15 protein-coding genes are annotated in these 17,862 nt (G+C 42.9%); all 15 read left to right on the forward strand.

Annotation, left to right across the window (positions count from 1 at the left end):
* The first annotated feature begins 1 nt into the window (after position 1).
* The 15 genes from ACYTXU_RS03540 to trpB all read left to right on the forward strand — a co-directional run bounded on the left by ACYTXU_RS03540 (position 2) and on the right by trpB (position 17,839).
* Positions 2–3,166 carry a pilus assembly protein gene (locus ACYTXU_RS03540; protein ID WP_462208408.1) on the forward strand — a complete coding sequence of 1,055 codons (3,165 nt, stop codon included), beginning with the start codon at positions 2–4 and terminating at the stop codon, positions 3,164–3,166.
* On the forward strand, positions 3,156–3,656 hold the full coding sequence (locus tag ACYTXU_RS03545; RefSeq protein ID WP_462208410.1) for a GspH/FimT family pseudopilin: 501 nt from the start codon (positions 3,156–3,158) through the stop codon (positions 3,654–3,656). The genes ACYTXU_RS03540 and ACYTXU_RS03545 overlap by 11 nt, the downstream gene beginning before the upstream one ends.
* Entirely contained in the window at positions 3,650–4,063 is a 414-nt protein-coding gene (locus tag ACYTXU_RS03550) for a type IV pilin protein (RefSeq protein ID WP_462208412.1), read from the forward strand. The genes ACYTXU_RS03545 and ACYTXU_RS03550 overlap by 7 nt, the downstream gene beginning before the upstream one ends.
* Positions 4,064–4,225: 162 nt before the next feature.
* Positions 4,226–4,789, forward strand: coding sequence for a GspH/FimT family protein (locus ACYTXU_RS03555; protein WP_462208414.1), 564 nt, complete (start codon positions 4,226–4,228; stop codon positions 4,787–4,789).
* The gene (pilV, locus tag ACYTXU_RS03560) at positions 4,782–5,384 is read left to right on the forward strand and encodes a type IV pilus modification protein PilV (protein WP_462208415.1); all 603 of its coding nucleotides are present in this window, start codon (positions 4,782–4,784) and stop codon (positions 5,382–5,384) included. The genes ACYTXU_RS03555 and pilV overlap by 8 nt, the downstream gene beginning before the upstream one ends.
* 11 nt (positions 5,385–5,395) lie before the next feature.
* Positions 5,396–6,136, forward strand: a complete 741-nt coding sequence (locus ACYTXU_RS03565) for a PilW family protein (RefSeq protein WP_462208417.1) — start codon at positions 5,396–5,398, stop codon at positions 6,134–6,136.
* A gap of 4 nt (positions 6,137–6,140) precedes the next feature.
* Positions 6,141–6,698 carry a pilus assembly PilX family protein gene (locus ACYTXU_RS03570; RefSeq protein ID WP_462208419.1) on the forward strand — a complete coding sequence of 186 codons (558 nt, stop codon included), beginning with the start codon at positions 6,141–6,143 and terminating at the stop codon, positions 6,696–6,698.
* 11 nt (positions 6,699–6,709) lie between these two features.
* A complete protein-coding gene (locus tag ACYTXU_RS03575; RefSeq protein ID WP_462208421.1) occupies positions 6,710–9,670 on the forward strand; it encodes a PilC/PilY family type IV pilus protein in 2,961 nt (986 codons plus the stop codon).
* Positions 9,671–9,759: 89 nt separating this feature from the next.
* Positions 9,760–10,470: an AAA family ATPase gene (locus tag ACYTXU_RS03580; RefSeq protein ID WP_462208422.1), complete on the forward strand. Its 711-nt coding sequence runs from the start codon at positions 9,760–9,762 to the stop codon at positions 10,468–10,470.
* Between the two features lie 459 nt (positions 10,471–10,929).
* Positions 10,930–11,964 (forward strand): 3-deoxy-7-phosphoheptulonate synthase, encoded by a 1,035-nt coding sequence (aroF, locus tag ACYTXU_RS03585; RefSeq protein WP_462208424.1) that lies wholly within the window; start codon positions 10,930–10,932, stop codon positions 11,962–11,964.
* The gene (locus ACYTXU_RS03590; protein ID WP_462208426.1) at positions 11,954–13,570 is read left to right on the forward strand and encodes an anthranilate synthase component 1; all 1,617 of its coding nucleotides are present in this window, start codon (positions 11,954–11,956) and stop codon (positions 13,568–13,570) included. Before aroF ends, ACYTXU_RS03590 begins: the two co-directional genes overlap by 11 nt.
* Positions 13,567–14,187 carry an anthranilate synthase component II gene (locus tag ACYTXU_RS03595; RefSeq protein ID WP_462208428.1) on the forward strand — a complete coding sequence of 207 codons (621 nt, stop codon included), beginning with the start codon at positions 13,567–13,569 and terminating at the stop codon, positions 14,185–14,187. Before ACYTXU_RS03590 ends, ACYTXU_RS03595 begins: the two co-directional genes overlap by 4 nt.
* On the forward strand, positions 14,171–15,178 hold the full coding sequence (gene trpD / locus ACYTXU_RS03600) for an anthranilate phosphoribosyltransferase (RefSeq protein ID WP_462208430.1): 1,008 nt from the start codon (positions 14,171–14,173) through the stop codon (positions 15,176–15,178). Before ACYTXU_RS03595 ends, trpD begins: the two co-directional genes overlap by 17 nt.
* Positions 15,171–16,631, forward strand: coding sequence for a bifunctional indole-3-glycerol-phosphate synthase TrpC/phosphoribosylanthranilate isomerase TrpF (trpCF, locus tag ACYTXU_RS03605; RefSeq protein WP_462208431.1), 1,461 nt, complete (start codon positions 15,171–15,173; stop codon positions 16,629–16,631). The genes trpD and trpCF overlap by 8 nt, the downstream gene beginning before the upstream one ends.
* The gene (trpB, locus tag ACYTXU_RS03610) at positions 16,628–17,839 is read left to right on the forward strand and encodes a tryptophan synthase subunit beta (protein WP_462208432.1); all 1,212 of its coding nucleotides are present in this window, start codon (positions 16,628–16,630) and stop codon (positions 17,837–17,839) included. Before trpCF ends, trpB begins: the two co-directional genes overlap by 4 nt.
* The last annotated feature ends 23 nt before the right edge of the window (positions 17,840–17,862 follow it).

The following is a 17,862-nucleotide window of genomic DNA, read 5'->3' on the forward strand; positions in this document are numbered from 1 at the left end:
TATGAAAAAGTTTATATCGCAATTGCTTAAAGGTGCGCTACTTGGACTTTACGTAGCTTCGCCTTTTGCGTTTACGTCGGCACAGGCTGATGATACGGAAGTGTATTTCCTTGATGGGAATTCGTTAGCCCTACCCAAGCCAAAAATTATGATTGGCTTGGATTATTCCTCTGCGATGAACGGTGGGGGGTTACTTGATCAATTGAAGTCAGCTTTAAATACATTAGCCAATGATCCTTCAGTCAATGAGAAGGTAGACTTGGGCTTGACTCTTATTGGTAAAGGGCAGGGTAACGCAGGGCCTGAGGCTTCTGTTGTTTATCCTACTATTGCATTTAATGCTGCAACTAGTCCCACCTTCCAGGAAGTGGTCGATTCATTAACTCTCGCAGATACTATTTCGGGTAATACACCGACAGTTCAAGGTATGTCTGAAGTTGCTCGTTATTTTACGGGAAGCGTTCCTAAGTATGATACCAGGGCAACGCACGCAAGAGCCATATTAGATGGTAGATATGCAGGCAGTAACGATCCTGGCTGCACCAACGCCATGGTTGTTCTTTCACGAGGACAAATCAACGGCAACGAATGGCCTGGGGATGTAGCCAGTCTTGTTCCTGCATCTTATTGCGGAGGGGATTGTGATGACTCAGATCTTGTTCGCTATATGCGTGAAGTGCTAAATGTACAAACCTATGCCATTGATCCAGGAGCGACAGGTAGAAATGCTGCTAACTTAGATAACTGGGCAAGAGAAGGCGGTACTCAGGAAGCTATTGATTACAACGAAAATGTTGCTTGTGAAGCAGAGGGTGGTTTGTGCCAAATTTTGCGCGATATTATTGAGCAGGTTGCTGCGCAAGGTACTAGTTTCGTGCAAGCAGGTGTGACCGTGAGTCAACAAAACCGTTTGAATCATGATAACCACTTGTATTTCGCACAGTTCCAGGCTGATAACATTGCTCGCTGGCCTGGTAACCTTAAAAAGTACAAAATTAGCGGTGGTAATTTAGTAGATGCCCCCGGCGATCTGGCTGTTAATCCTGATACTGGATTGTTTAACGAAGTTAGAGATCCCGATACCAACCAAATTACAACCTCTAGGAGTATCTGGTCCACAGGTGCTGATGGTAATCAGGTGGAGCTAGGAGGAGCTGCAGCAGAGCTTGACCGTTTCTTAGTTAGTTCTCCAGATCCGTACTTCCCTCAGTATCAGGTCTATCAAGGCTGGACAAGAAATTTATATACGGATATTGATGGAAGCTTGAGTTCGGTAAAAGATGCCACGACTAAGTCAGACTTTCTGATGGATGCTGAAACAGACGAGGCTTATCAAGATATTAAGGATAGAACCTTAGGCTATAGCCGTAACGATGTAGCTATTGAGCTTGATACTCCGCTATATGATAGTAATGGCGTGCTGGTTGCCGAAACTCAGTATGTGATTCAAGATGTCGCCCGCTCAGAAAGACTTGTGGGTGACCCACTGCATAGTGTTCCTAAGGTCGTGCAATACAATGATTATGATGATGCAACAGATGACAAGTCAGTTGTGTTTATGGGCACCAACTTAGGGTATCTACATGCTATTGACATCAATGATGGTGGAGAGCTTTGGAGTTACATTCCTTATGACATCTTAGGGAAGATGAAGAACTTCCTGAAAGATATTCCCATTGATGGTAATTCATTTTTACATAACTATGGATTAGATGGCGAGATTTTCATTGCCCATGCTGACTCTAATGGCAATACTCGCGTCGACTTAGCCGATAATCCTGATACAGAGACAGTGGAAACCGCTGAAAAAGCCTTACTGTTTATTGGCATGCGTCGTGGTGGAAATAGTTACTATGTTCTGGACATAAGTACTCCTAATCAGCCTCGATATCTGTTTAAAATTGAGGGTGGATCGACAGGCTTTGAAACTATGGGCCAAACATGGTCAACTCCTTTGGTGACCAATATTGAAGATGCTAGCCAGGAAAGTGGTGTCCGTACGGTTGTCATTTTTGGTGGTGGTTATGATACCGCTGTAGATCAATTATTTGACCATGATGATGATGGTCAAATTGATCATGATTTAACCGGAACAGCTTTCGATGGAACGGCTTTTGACGGCACAGTAAGTAGAGGTAATGATGTTTATATTTATGACATCAATAGCCAATCTATCTTATGGAAGTTATCAGACGCGCTTCCAACCCTGCATTCTGAGCTATCAGCAGTACCAGCTAATGTTCGTGCCATCTCGTTGAATAATGACACTACTGTTGACCACTTATACGTAAGTGACGTGGATGGTCAAATATTCAGGTTGGATATCTTCGAGGATGACACTAATGGATTCACCATCAGTGGCGGCAAAATCTTTGACGCAAACCATGGTGTAATCAATGAGGAAGACAAGGGTAGGTTCTTCTATGCTCCTTCCGTAGCATTTATACCTCGTCCTAATGGTAATTCGTTTGTGGCGGTGGCTGTAGGCACTGGTTATCGTGCTCACCCGCTTAACACCACAATACAAGATAACTTCTTCATGTTGCGGGATACGGGAGTGCTTCAGGATACACCAACATATGATTTGGTAACTTTCAGATCTGGTGAAACAAGTGGTGATTTGCTGGATGTTACTACTTTGATTAATCCAACTAATAGCCCAGATATTGTCGCTGCTCAAGAACCGTCTGATCCCGCCGAGACAGGTAGTAAGGGTTGGTATATTCGTATGACAGGGTTGCAAGTTGCTACAACGAATCCTGATGGTACGGCAACTACTAAGGACTACCAAGGTGAAAAAGTTATTTCCGAGGCTCGCATTTTATTCGGAAAAATTGTATTCACTTCATATGTGCCAACGTATGACTTCGGTGCTGTAATTTGTTCGCCAGTAGTAGGTAGCGGTAAGCTGTATGGTGTAAACTTGATTGACGGCACTTCATTCTTTAGTGATAGTGATCGAACTATCAATCTAATTAGTGACGGTATCCCTCCAATGTTCCAGCTACTTTATACCTCAGGTGCAAATGCGTCAGGTGGTGATGATGCTGCATTTATTGGTCTAGTTGGTAACGAGGTCATAGATGACGCCTTTACTGAAGCCTTGACCAAGGGTTATGATGGAGTTATACGTGTTAACTGGCGGAAGAAACCTGATGATGAGTAAGCAAACAGTAAAAGCATTTACAATCATCGAACTCATGACAACGGTAGCGATTGTGGCCATTATGGCCGCAATCGCAGTTCCAAGCATGAGGAACATGATAATGAATAATCGTCTGGTCGGATTCAGTAACGATATTGTCAGCTCTGTTTCTGCAGCAAGAAATGAGGCGATTGGTTCGCGTCAGCAGGTGGCGATTGAGCCTAATGGCGGTAACTGGTCTCAAGGCTGGCAAGTGTTTGTGGATGCAAATGCAAATGGTTCCTTTGATACTGGTGAAGAAGTTGTTCGAGAGATTGATGCTTATCCAAGTTCAATGAGTGAGAGTGCTTCACCTGGTAGTAATATCGTATTCACCTCGCGCGGAATTATGAGTAACCTTGGTGGCTGGGGTACATTAACTCTATGTGATGACCGTGGCGCAGGACGCTCTATTAATATTGCAGGGGCTGGTAATGTCACTGTAAGCAAAATTGATGTTGGGGGATGTTAGCTTTGAATAGAAGTAAAATAAAAGCCTTTACCTTGATGGAAGTGATGATCGTTGTTGCGATTGTTGCGATTTTGGCTGCTATTGCTGTGCCTATGTATGCAGAACAGGTGAAAAAAGGTAAGCGTAATGATGCGATGCAAGCATTGTTAGCTGCATCTGAAGCAGCCGAACGTTATAAAGCTGCCAATTTTTCTTATGCAGGTCTTAATGGAAACTTGGGTAGTGTTTTTGCAACGAAAGTACCTGTTGATGGCGGCACTTCATATTATACCTTGGCAATTGTCGCCGACACTACAAGTTATACCATTACCGCCACCCCTGTAAATTCTATGGCCGGTGATGGTGCATTATCTATTAATTCATCAGGACAGAAACGCTATAAAGGAACAGATCCCTGGCCAAAATAGCTCGATAATTTGACAATCTTTTTTAATCCCAACCCGTTCTGTGAACGGGTTGTTTTTTATACAAAACAGTACAATTTTAATACACATCAAAGATAGTACACAATCCTTGTTACTCTAGAATAGCTCAGCAATTGGTGGTTTTTGTACCATTTTGGGGGGGCTATGCACTGGAAAAGCAGTATATTATCTAATAGGTCATCAGCTAGTAAAAAAGGGTTGGAAAGACGATCTGGTTTTGGTTTAGCTGAAACCTTCATTAGCTTAATGCTTCTGACGGGCTTTTTATTAAGCGCCTGCCATCTATTATTAAATTTACTCACCTCAAACTTATTAGATCAAACAGCTGTCAGGCTGGTTGATTCATTCCAGCTTGCGCGTCAAGCCGCTATAGAGTCCAACTCCAAAGTAATCGTTAAACCCGTTAACAATAGCTGGAGTAATGGTTGGCAGGTCTTGAGTGTTACTTCTCAACAGGAAAGAACCATTGAGCAGCAACAAGTATTATTCACACAAGCGGAATTGAAGGAAGCTATTATGTTTGTTGAACATGATGAGTTATCTATTGTATTTAATCCGAATGGAATGACTTCTCATTTAAATCCGCTGGGTGAGAACGGACTCACTTTTTGTAATGCAAGTGGCAAAGGACGCCAATTAAGTATGATTGCTTCCGGGCAAGTCCATATAACCCATATTAAGCAAGGCTGTGGTGTTCTCGATGTATAAACAAACCGGTTTTTCGTTAATGGAAGTACTGATCACTATTCTTTTGGTCAGTATTGGATTATTAGGCTATGCAGGCTTACAAATTGGCGCATTAAATAGTTCTCTTGATTCTTTCTCACGCTCGCAGGCAACTATCATTCTAGAAGATGCTGCTGCCCGAATCAGAAATAACTCGGAGTATCTCAAAAGTGATGTTGGCACTGTAAATGCTTATGTTGGTGACTTAGATTTTGCAGTGGATGCTGTTCACACATGGTGTGATATTGAGAAAGGGATTGTCCCGGAAGCAACTTGCAGCGCGGACTCCAATTGCTACATGAGCGATTTGGCTAAGCAGGATATTTATGAAGTTTGTTCCAGCTTACAAGGAACGAAAATACCAACTGGAATTATTGGGGCAAGTTGTTATGACAGAGAGGTTAGTGATGGAGACAATTGCAGCTATGGATCGCGCATGTCACTATTTTTAGCGTGGAAAGGAGCAGAGCGTGAAGATGTTAGCGGGAAAAGGACCTATGAACAAAATACACGCTGCCAAAGTGAATTGGGCCTGTCGGATGACTATGCATGTGTGCAACTGGAGCTTGTCCCATGAGAAATATAAGTATGAAAAACATTAGCCAAAAGAATAGTAAAGGATTCACTTTAGTAGAAATGATGGTGGCCATGTTAATTGGCTTGATCATCATTGCCGGGATTGTGATGATTTTTGTTTCAAGCAAGCAAACTTACCGGCTCAATACCGGTATGACACATGTCCATGATAATGGTCGCTTTGCAATGAGTTATGTCGTGAGTGATTTACGAAAAGCCGGTTGGGTGGATAGTGATATCGAAACGGTTGACGGTCATAGCTTGGCAATGCCATTTAACAAGTTATTAGATAATGTAGATGTAGAGGGTGGGCAACCATCTGATAGTTTAACGGTACGCTATTATGGTGAGGCCAACTGTATAGGTGATAAACCTGCGGACGGTATAGTGGAAAACCAATATCAATTAGTGGCAACGGCTGATGGCTTGCCTGAGTTGAGATGTAACGGTGCTAGTCTGATTAAAAACGTTGAAAGCTTACAATTTAGATATGGTGTCTTGACTGCAAATGGTCTGCAATACGTAACATCGAGTGCTCTTACAGACGTTTCATCACTACAAACTTTACAGATAGCTTTTTCAGTTGCTTCAGACGAGAAAAATGTTATCGACAAAAATGTGACGTTAAGTGGCGTTTTGAATGAAGGCCCATATAAATTTAATGATGGACGTTACCGTAAAGTTTTCACTAGTACCATTGTTCTGAATAACAATGGTCATCAACCACCAGATTCATTGTTGGTTTCGGAGTAATTCTATGACTAATAATCAAAACGGTTTTTCTTTAATAATGGGACTGATCATATTGGCCATTATGGCATTGCTGGGTGTGTCTATTATGTCATCAGGTATCTCATCACAAAAAATTGCGGTGGTGAAGCAAGAAGACACCATGGTTTTCCATGCAGCGCAAACAGCCAATAGTTCTTACGTCAGCACTTATCATTATGATGCTTCACACGTTTTAACGACAGCAACGGATGCATATTGGGATACCTTGTCAGCTCCAAAAGTTGGCTATGTTCAATGTGTTGATTACACGGGTGATTTAGTTGAGTGTGGGGCCGATACACGTTTGGAATCGGATAAAATTTTAAAAGCTAGGGTAGAAGCTTTCTACCATGATTGCGAAACAGCAGCGCTAAAATGTCTTGGTAATTCTTGGGATAACACTGGCCTTGGATGTCACTCTTTTCAGTTGATTGGGGAAGGCAACCTTGATGTAAATCAGAATGATGTCGCAGATGTTGGCGAGGCGCAGACCCATATAGAAGAGTGGGTAAATGTAGTTCGCAGTTGCAATAAAACGCTTTGAGTGAGGGGTCTATGTATATTAAAAAAAGTTTAATAATAGCGCTAATGATTGTTGCAGGCATGATGCCTGTACTGTTGCATGCGGATGACACAGAAGTATATTTTGGCAAATCTCAGCCTGTTAACTTATTGCTTGTGCTGGATGTTTCAGGCTCTATGGCATGGACTACTAGTACATGTCAGTTGAATCGTCGTGGACAACCCTACCCAAGCTGTTATCCAGGCAATGGGGAGCAATCACGATTAGATATTATGAAAGAGGCTTTAGAGCTTTTTCTTGACGATTTGCCTGATAATGTGAAGGTTGGAATTCTTACCTATTCAGCTGGTAATAATATTGAGCTTCTGCATGAAATAAAACAATTAAGCGATAATAGTCATAAAGCAACACTATTAACATCGATCGATGGTCTTGAAGCAAATGGTGGAACATTAACCGCAGGTGCGTTATACGAAGCTGCTAGTTACTTCCGTGGAGAGTACGATGGCTTGTCATCTCCGATTACTCCTGGTTGCGGTAATGCCAGTAATATTGTGTTCTTGACAGATGGTCAACCAAATAGTCTGGAGTATAGTAATTATAAGTACTGGTATGGCATCAGAAATATGACAGGAGAGAGTTGCGCCTGGGATGATGATGGTAAAGAGTGTTCTAAGAAACTTGCTGGTTATTTATCGGGAGTTGATCAGCTAGCGGATATAACGCCGTCACTCGTCAAAACTCACACTATTGCATTTGCCCTTGAAGATACTGATGCAAGAGATTTTCTAGAGGGTGTTGCCGAAGCAGGTAAAGGCTTAAGTTTTACTGCTGATAGTACCGAGGGTTTGGTTGATGCATTTAAATCCTCAATCCAAACTGATATTGAGCAGAGCATGATGGTTACGCCCAGCGTACCATTAAGCCAAAGTAATCGTTTGAATAGTAGTAATGAACTTTTTCTTGCAATGTTTCAACCTGCACAGACTCAATTCTGGCATGGCAACTTAAAAAAATATTACATTCAAGGTGGAAAGGTTACTGATAGAAATGGTGCTGATGCAGTTGATGCGTACGGTCAATTTCTTGAATCATCCTCAAGTGCATGGAGCATGTTTGATGGCAATGAATTAGCGTTAGGTGGTGCTGCTCAGGCTATGGATATGCCTAGAAGTGTTTATTCCAATATCCTTGAGAAGAATTTATGGACTAAGAAAAATCAGATAGAGACAACAAATAATAAGATCACTAAGCCGTTATTAGGGTTAAGTGAGTTGGCTAGTGATGCACAGTTAACCAGTCATATTGATTGGCTCTATAAGGGAACGGTTGATATTGATACGAACGATGACAAAGTTCTTGATAGAACCATTAATCGTTTCGGTGATCCTCTTCATTCAAAGCCTGTTATTGTAAACTATGCCGATAAGAGCCTCTTATTTATGGGGGATAATGAAGGTTTTTTACATGCTATTAATCCTGACGATAATAGTGGCAAAGAAGAGTGGTCCTTTATTCCAAGGCAATTATTAAAAAATACTGCAGAACTGGTTAAAAATAAAAGTTTAGGCGCTGTATCTAGCCGCATGTATGGTCTTGATGGTGATATTACTGTCTATCATCAGGATAGAAATAAGAACGGTAAAATAGATAATGGTGAGTTTGCGTATCTATACGTGGGTATGCGCCGAGGTGGCAAAAATTATTATGCTATAGATATTTCAGATTCTGAGCGACCTCAATTGATGTTTACCATTACTGGTGATAAAGCCACTGCAGAAGAGATAACTGGCGGTCTTAGCTGGGACTCAGTTCACTACTATGAAGGCCTTGGCCAAACTTGGTCCAAACCTGTTATTGGTCATATCAAGTGGAGAGGCGGTAAGAGGCTGGTTATGATTTTTGGCGGCGGTTACGATGCTGCAACACAGGATAATGCAGCTCTCGAAGCTGGTGGTGCTGATGCAGTTGGCCGCAATATCTTTATCGCAGATGCAGTGTCAGGACAAATGTTATGGAACGCTAAAGATAATGCGATTGACTATCGTGGTGCTGATTTCACTAACTTACTGACGAATAGTTTTGCCTCTGATATTTCTGCAGGTGATTTAACTGGAAGTGGTACCATTGAGCATATTTATGCAACCGATACAGCGGGTCAGCTGTTCCGTTTCGATATCACTCAAGAGCAAATAAATAGTGATACACAAATACTCGGCGCTAAAATTGCTGATATTCAAGGCTCTGGCGTTGCTGGAAACCGTCGTTTCTATAATCGCCCAGACGTTTCTTTCGTGAAACTTGGTGGTAACACGATGGCACTGATAGCTATTGGTTCGGGTTATAGAGCGCACCCGCTAGAGGAAGGCATTACTGACCGTTTCTATGTGTTCTACGATAAGAAGATTGTGTCAAAAGGAATTCCTGAACAGGTTATTACTGAAGCTAATATGTATGATGTCACAGACAAAATAACAGTGGCGGACCCCTCGACTGGACTGACTAAAGAGCGTTACGCGGGTATTTTCGATATTCTGAGTCATGAAACCCGAAATAATGGTTGGTATTTGCGCCTTGGGTCGGGCGAGAAGGTGCTTGCTGATGCCAGCACTATCAATTACCGAGTATTCTTTACTACATACTCTCCGCAAAATGACCCCAATAGCTGTAGCGTATCAGTGGGATTAAATAAGCTTTACTCGGTTAGTGTGCTTGATGGTAAACCTGTATTCTTCCGAGATGATAGTGACGCGGTTCCGCCTGGAGAAGTCGGTGAATTAGAGCGCTCAAGAGATCTTGGCTATGTGGGTATAGCACCTGAATTAACGGTTCTGTTCCCTAGTGATGGAGAAGGGCAGGCCGGGGAAGCGATTTCATTGGTCGGCTTGGAAACGATTTGTAGTGGCGCTGAGTGTGACTTTTTAAATCAGCTCAATACAGTCAAATGGCGTGAATTAACCAAAAAAGAGTTAGAGCAGTTAAAAACCGACTAACTATTTGATATTAAAGATTAAAGCTCTAGCTTGCGAATTGCCCCGTGTCATGTAGAATTAGGTAAAACTACAGGATACGGGGATTTTCTGTGCGCGCAAAAGTCATTAGTTTTGTTCAAATGAAAGGTGGGGCAGGCAAAACCACTTTATGTGCCAATATTGCCTCCACTTTATCTGATAAAAGCAAAGTTTTGATGATTGATACCGATCATCCACAAAGCTCACTTGAAACATGGTACAGAGTTCGCGATGAGCAGTATCTGATTGAAAATATGGATATTGTTTCAGCCAAGAATCTTGCTCATCTGCAAAAACAAGTACGCGAAAACACCGATTTATACGACTATATTCTGATTGATGGCCACCCAAGGATTACCAATCTAACAAGAGCCGTTGTCTTATTATCCGATGTTGCCCTAATTCCCTTAAGCCCATCTCCGATAGAAGTTTGGTCCACCAAGCATTTAGCTGAAATTGTTGACGAAGCTAAGCAGCTCAATTCAAATCTGGAAGCGCGTATTTGCTGGAATCGTTACCGGGTTCGGACTAATTCTGCGGATAATGTGGTTGCCAATGCTAAACAGGAGCTTGCACTCGATGATTTCCCAACTAAATTAGGCAACCGTGTTGCTTATCTCGATTCTTTTGCTGAAGGGCTAACGGTAGCTGAATGGCATGATCCAGCAGCTAAGCTGGAGATATGGTCATTGACCTCTAATATTGAGCGTTTGGCGTCTCAGCAGCCGAAGTCACGATTAAAGACTGAGTCTCAGGTTGATAAATTTGCGAAAGGTAAGTAGCTGTTCTTATTCCATTTAAATATATTAGACCAGAAAGTAGTTGACCGTGTAAAAAAGATGGTTTAGATTGCAACACATGAATATGAATATCGCACAAAACATTTGGTGGTGGCACGTTGCTTAAGTAGCGGGCCTTTTGTTGTTTGTAAAATATTCATACAAGACAAAGATTTTAAAAGCCCGCACAAGCGGGCTTTTTTTATGCCTGCGTAAAAGAACCAGGAAATTTTAAGCTAATAGAAATTAAGAGAATTCAAGTCATGACAATAGATACTCTGCAACACACATTTTTAATTGCTAGCTGGTGGTGGTTCCAGTAGGGCGGGGTATTGTCTTGAGGAAAGACGATAAAGCCCGCCATTGTGCGGGCTTTTTTTATGTCTGACGATTTTATTTTTATTAAGAGTTAACTGATTAAGCAATTACAGAGATTTTCAATTTAAAGATAAGGAATACACTATGATTATTATTCTTCGACACGACGCATCCGAGCAAGATGCGCAGGAAATATTACAGAAAATTGATGCTGCTGGCCTAAAGCCACTTCATTTACCCGGTGTTGAACGCACTGTAATCGGTGCACTTGGCGATGAACGTGTTTTAGAGTCGTTGCACCTGGAAAACCTACCGCAAGTTGATTTAGTCAAACCTGTGCTAAGTAAATACAAGTTAGTCAGCCGCGAGATTTATGCGCAGGATACCGTGGTGCATGTTGGTGGTACGCCTGTAGGTTCCGAGCAATTTACGATTATGGCTGGTCCGTGCGCCATTGAGAGTGAAGATCAGCTGCTTGAAACCGCACGTTACGTTAAACAGGCAGGTGCAACAGTATTACGCGGCGGTGCTTTCAAGCCGCGCACCAGCCCTTATTCCTTTCAGGGATTAGGCGTTGAAGGTTTAAAGATTATGCATCAGGTGGGCAAGGAAACAGGTTTAGACACCATTACAGAACTGATGGATGTTAACGACCTGGACGATGTGGCGCGCTATATTTCTGCCATTCAAATTGGTGCCAGAAATATGCAGAATTACACGTTGCTCAAAGCGGTGGGTGAAACCAAAAAACCGGTGTTACTAAAGCGTGGATTGTCGGCAACGATCGAAGAGTTGTTGCTTGCCGCTGAATACATTGTTGCCAGCGGTAATCCGAATGTGATGATTTGTGAGCGTGGCATCAGGACTTTTGAAACCGCAACTCGCAACACGCTCGATTTGAATGCGGTTGCGTTTATTAAAGAGCGTAGCCACTTGCCGGTCATTGTTGATCCATCACACGGCACAGGTGTTCGTACCTTGGTAGCGCCTATGGCCAAAGCAGCAGTGGCATGTGGTGCTGACGGTGTCATTATTGAATGTCATAGAAGCCCCAAAGAGTCCGTATCCGATGCAGCTCAGGCACTTTCTCCGCAAGATTTCCATACCTTGATGCAACAACTTGCACCTTTTGTCACAGCCAGTGGAAGAACCTTGGCAGAGGTGGCGTATGCAAGTTAATACGCTAACCAAAAAGCTTCCGCTTTCTTTGTTGCCCTGCGAAGTGTTTGGTCTTTTAACTGAGAATGGTCACTTGGCTCACACTGCATTGTTGGAAACGGCAGAGCCCGGCACACAGAAGAGTAAGCGTAGTATTAGCATGGTTTCAGCGGCAGCAGTTATAGAAGGGCTTGATGGCATTGTAACCATTAAATGCCTGAATGATAATGGCAAAAGCTTTATAGGTGCACTTGCCAAAATTGACGAATCTCTAGCAGGTTTCACTCGGAGAATATCAAATGAGTCTATTACTTATACGCTCGATAAAGCGAGTGACGACAAGGTGCTAAATGAAAGCCAGCGCCTGACTCAACCGACTATTTCAGATGTGCTGACTTTAATCACCGAGCAGATTGAATGTAACCAAAAAACGGATAATGTCAGTTCCTGTTTGATTGGCGCCATGAGTTTTGACCTTGTGGATCAGTATGAATCCTTGCCAGAACTTAACAAAACAACGCCTGACTTCAAGTTTTATCTGTCTGACCAGTTAGTCATTCAAGAGGACGATTCACAGTCCGCTAAGATTATTGTTAAAGGTTTTGGTGACAATGCTGCTAATACTGTCCGATTAGGCGTTGCCATAGAGTCAATAGAGTCGAAGCTATCATCCTCACCAAAAACTCCGTCTTTAATAGCAGCGCCAACGAGTCAAACTCATACCCCATTGCAAAGTCGTGATTTCAAGATCGACGTCTCGGATGAAGAGTTTAAAAATAATGTTGAGAAAGTTAAACAGCATATTATCGAAGGCGATGCTTTCCAGGTGGTGTTGTCGAGAACTTTTTCAACCGAGTGCGATGATGCCTTTAAAGCCTATCAGGTTCTGAGAAAGTCCAACCCAGGCCCATACATGTACTACATTAATTTTGGTGATAGTCAGTTATTTGGTTCCAGTCCTGAAAGTGCGTTAAAAGTTTTTGATACCAACAAAGTAACCCTGTATCCCATAGCAGGAACACGCAAGCGTGCCATTACAGCAAACGGTGCCATTAACTTTGAGCTGGATGCAAAAACGGAATTCGAGCTTATCAGTGACGAAAAAGAAGGTGCGGAACATATGATGTTGGTCGACCTGGCTCGAAATGATTTAGCTAAAGTGATTAAAGCTGGTAGTCGTCAAGTCACTCAGTTAAAGCGTATTGTGAAGTACTCCAATGTGATGCACATGGTTTCAGAAGTTATCGGCGAACTTCGAGATGATATTAACCCAATGCATGCCTACCGCGCCTGCGCCAATATGGGAACTTTAACGGGTGCACCTAAAATTAAAGCGGTTGAAATTATCCGCCAATTAGAGCAGAAGCCACGCGGCTATTATGGTGGAGCTGTCAGTATCTACAATGCCAATCAGGAGTTTGATAGCGCCATTATTATCCGATCTGCAGAAGTGGCTGACGGAGTTGCCAAGGTTTCTGCTGGTGCGGGCATAGTGTATGACTCGGTTCCAGAATTGGAAGCTAATGAAACATTCCATAAAGCTAAGGCGGTATTGAATGCTTGCCTTGTTGCTGGGCAGGACATTAATGAGAACCTAAGAGAAAAGAGTAAGGAGAGTGCGGCATGAAAGCATTATTGATCGATAACTTTGACTCCTTTATTTATAACCTCGACTATGAGTTGCAGTTACTTGGATTTGAAGTCAGCGTTGTTCGTAATGATGCTGAGTATAGCTATGTTTCTAATCTGGCCAATAAAGCAGATTGCATTGTTTTGTCTCCAGGCCCTGGTAAGCCATCTAATGCAGGTTGCTGTCTGAAGCTGCTGCAAGACTTTCAAAAAACTAAGCCAGTCTTGGGTGTTTGCTTGGGGCATCAGGTGATTGTTGAAGCCTTTGGCGGTGTGGTTAAAAAAGCACAACAAGTCGTTCATGGAAAAGTATCACAGCTTAAATTAAAAGACAGCTCAGGATTGTTTTCTGATATCAAAGGAAGTATTGCTGTAGCACGCTACCACTCACTGGTTGCAACCCAGGTGACAGACACATTAGCAATTACAGCTGAGTCAGAACAAAGTGAAATCATGGCTGTACAGCATACTGAATTGCCTATTTATGGCGTTCAGTTCCATCCCGAAAGCATTATGAGCTTTGCTGGCTACAAGTTACTGCGTAACTTCATCCATATCGTTGAAAGTCATTCGGGCAAAACGGCTAAGGAGACTCGCCATGATGCAGTTGCTTGAATCCATTTACCAAGGTGAGAATTTGAATTACCTACAGGCAACGGAGTCATTTCAGGCTGTCTTACAAGGTCAGGTCGAGGCTCCTGTGGTTGCTGCTATGTTGGCAGCTCTGAAGACTAAAGGTGAAACTGTTGAAGAAATTGCCGGAGCAGCCTTTGCATTACGGCAGGAAGCAGTCCAGTTCCCACAACGAGACTATTTGGTCAGTGATTGTTGTGGCACTGGTGGTGATGGTCACAACACTATCAATGTTTCAACCATTGTCAGCTTGTTAGCGGCGACTGCTGGCATCAAAGTGGTTAAGCACGGTAATCGTTCGGTTTCGTCAAAGTGCGGCTCTGCGGACTTAATGGAACAGCTTGGGGTTAACATTCATGTCACTCCCGAAAAGAGCAAACAGTTGCTAGATGAGGTGAATTTTTCATTTTTATTTGCACCAGACTATCATCCCGGCGTTAAGCATGTGATGCCAATCAGACAATCACTCAAAACGAGAACCATTTTTAATCTGATAGGGCCGCTGGCAAACCCAGCGTTACCTGAGGTTCAGTTGCTTGGAGTTTATGACAAAAAGTATTGTCGACCTTTTGCTGAAATTTTAAAAATTCTTGGCGCACAAAAGGCATTGATAGTTCATGGTTCAGGTTTGGATGAAATTGCAGTGCATGACAGCACCTTTGCCGTTTCGCTCAATAATGGCGTCATTGAAGAGTTCACTCTTTCGCCAGAAGATTTTGGCATTGAACGACACAGCATTGCCAGTATTCAGGCCAACAGTATTGATGATAACCTTCTTGCCGCCGAACAATTATTGAAGGGGCAGGGCAGTGATGCGCACATTGATATGGTGGCTGTGAACTGTGGCGCCTTATTAGTTCTAAATAATCTTGCGGACAGCTTTAAAGCAGGAACACAGTTGGCTAAGGATTTATTAAAAACTGGCCAAGCCTATAAGCACTTACAAATGATTAAGGAGGCTTCCCATGCTTAATGTATTAGAGACCATCCTTGAACATAAGCGCAATGTTATTGGCAACACGCCTGACTACCATGATCTGAAACCCAGCCAACGAAGTTTTTATGATGCTCTTAGTAAGCCACATTATGGCTTCATCATGGAATGCAAAAAAGCCTCGCCGTCCAAAGGACTTATTCGCGCTGAATTTGACCTAAACGAAATCGTCCCTGTTTATGAGCAATATGCGGATGCTATTTCTGTACTGACTGAAGAGCGATTCTTTCGGGGCAGTTTTTCTAACCTGAAGAAAGTAAGAGAGCTTACTGATAAGCCGTTATTGTGCAAAGACTTTATCTTATCACCAAAACAGATTCGTCAGGCGCGTTACTTTGGAGCTGATGCAGTATTGTTAATGTTGTCTGTGCTTACTGATAAAGACTATCAAATTTGTCAGGAGCAGGCTGAAGCTTTAAATATGGATGTGCTGACTGAAGTTCATACTGATGTTGAGCTGGAGCGAGCGATCAAGTTGGGTTCAAAAATCATTGGTATTAATAACCGTAACCTGAAAGATTTATCAACCAGTTTTGAACACACAAAAGCGCTCGTACAAAAGGTACCGGCAGACCGCTTGGTTATCACTGAGTCCGGTATCAATACTCATCAAGATGTATTAGAGCTTTCGCAGTTTTCCGATGCTTGCCTGGTCGGTTCCAGCCTTATGAAGGAGGTTGACCTTGAGTTAGCAGCTCGGCAACTGGTGTATGGCGATATTAAAGTATGCGGCATTACACAACAGTCTGATGCTGACCTCTTGCAAACTTCTCCTGCCAGCTATGTAGGTTTGATTTTTACGCCCAACTCAAAGCGTTTTGTTACCAATAAAATAATTAATTCAAACAAACCTCTAGTTGGTGTTTTCCAGGATCAGTCGATTGATGAGGTTGTATCTGTAGCGCAACAATACAAGTTACAAGTTATACAGCTGCATGGTGATGAATCGATAGAATTTGCTCAAGACATTAAGCAACAATTGCCCTCTGTTAAGGTGTCAAAGGTTTTCCACATTGGAGAGCAGCTATCAGCGGAAAATATTACCTCAGAATTAAAGGCTCTACTCGAAACTTATGATGAGGTGCTGCTGGATACTGAGGTGACTAATGAGGCGCAAAGTCAACGGGGCGGTACCGGTGTTACCTTCGATTGGTCGCTACTAAGCCAACTGGATTCAGACCTGCGTGCAACAAAGCTTCGTATAGCAGGAGGCGTCAATGCAGAAAACATTCAAAAGCTTAAAAAACTTGGTGTGGTCAAAGTAGATCTATCCAGTTCAGTTGAGTCAAGTCCGGGAATGAAGAGCGAAGCCTTGCTTAAAGAATTTTTTAGTCATTGTCGGGCACAGTCGGAACGTTTTAAATCACAAGATACAGATTCGAAATTAGATGGCAATTTAGCCCAAGTGGCCGTTGGAGGTATTTCATCATGAATCAAAAAGTTAATTCACCTACAAGCTTCGAGTTTGACGGTGCTTATATCGGGCAATATGGCGGACAATTCGTCCCGCAGTTATTAATGCCAGCATTGCAACAACTTGATCGGGCATTCGAGGCATCATTGCTTGATGATGAATTTCAAACTGAGCTAAGCCGTTTGCTGAAGGAGTATGCAGGACGCCCAACCCCGGTGACCGAATGCACATCTTATGCACGTATTAATCAGTCACGTATTTTCCTCAAGCGTGAAGATTTGTTGCATGGCGGTGCGCATAAAACCAATCAGGTTTTGGCTCAGGCTTTATTAGCCAAGAAAATGGGTAAGCACCGCATCATTGCGGAAACCGGGGCTGGTCAACATGGCGTGGCCACAGCGTTGGCCTGTGCCTTACTGGGTTTAAAAGCGACTATCTATATGGGCAAAAAGGATTGCGACCGTCAGGCTCCTAATGTTTTCAGGATGCAGCTGATGGGCGCAGAAGTCATTCCTGTAGACAATGGTAGTGCCAGCTTAAAAGACGCCATCAATGAAGCTTTACGTGATTGGGCATCGAGCTACGAAAGCACTCACTATTTGTTGGGCACAGTAGCTGGTCCAGCACCGTTCCCTAAAATGGTGCGCACTTTCCAGAAAATCATTGGCGAAGAAGCCAAGCAGCAAATGAAAAAGTTGATTGGCAAGCTGCCCGATGCTGTTGTGGCCTGTGTTGGCGGAGGCTCTAATGCGATTGGTATTTTCGCGGATTTCATTAAAGATGAGGATGTTCGATTAATTGGTGTTGAGCCAGCTGGTAAAGGACTCGATACCAAAGCACATGGTGCAACTTTATTAAAAGGCCGTGAGGGCATTTTGCATGGCTCAAGAACGTATGTATTGCAGGACGGCGAAGGTCAAGTCCAGGAGTCGCATTCAGTCTCTGCCGGTCTTGATTATCCAGGTATTGGACCTGAGCATGTTCATTTAATGACTGCTGGTCGTGCTGAATATGTTTCGGTGACCGACGAAGAGGCGTTAGAGGCATTTCAGGAGTTATCAAAAACCGAGGGGATTATTCCTGCACTTGAATCATCGCATGCATTGGCTTATGCCAAAAAGCTGGCCGCTGAATCCAGTGAACCGCTGAATATTCTGGTTAATCTGTCTGGACGCGGCGATAAAGATTTAGCTCATGTCATGAGTCTCCTGCAAGAGACTGCCTAACACACCAATTTTGATATAGAGAG

Source organism: Kangiella sp. M94 (genome assembly GCF_054926195.1).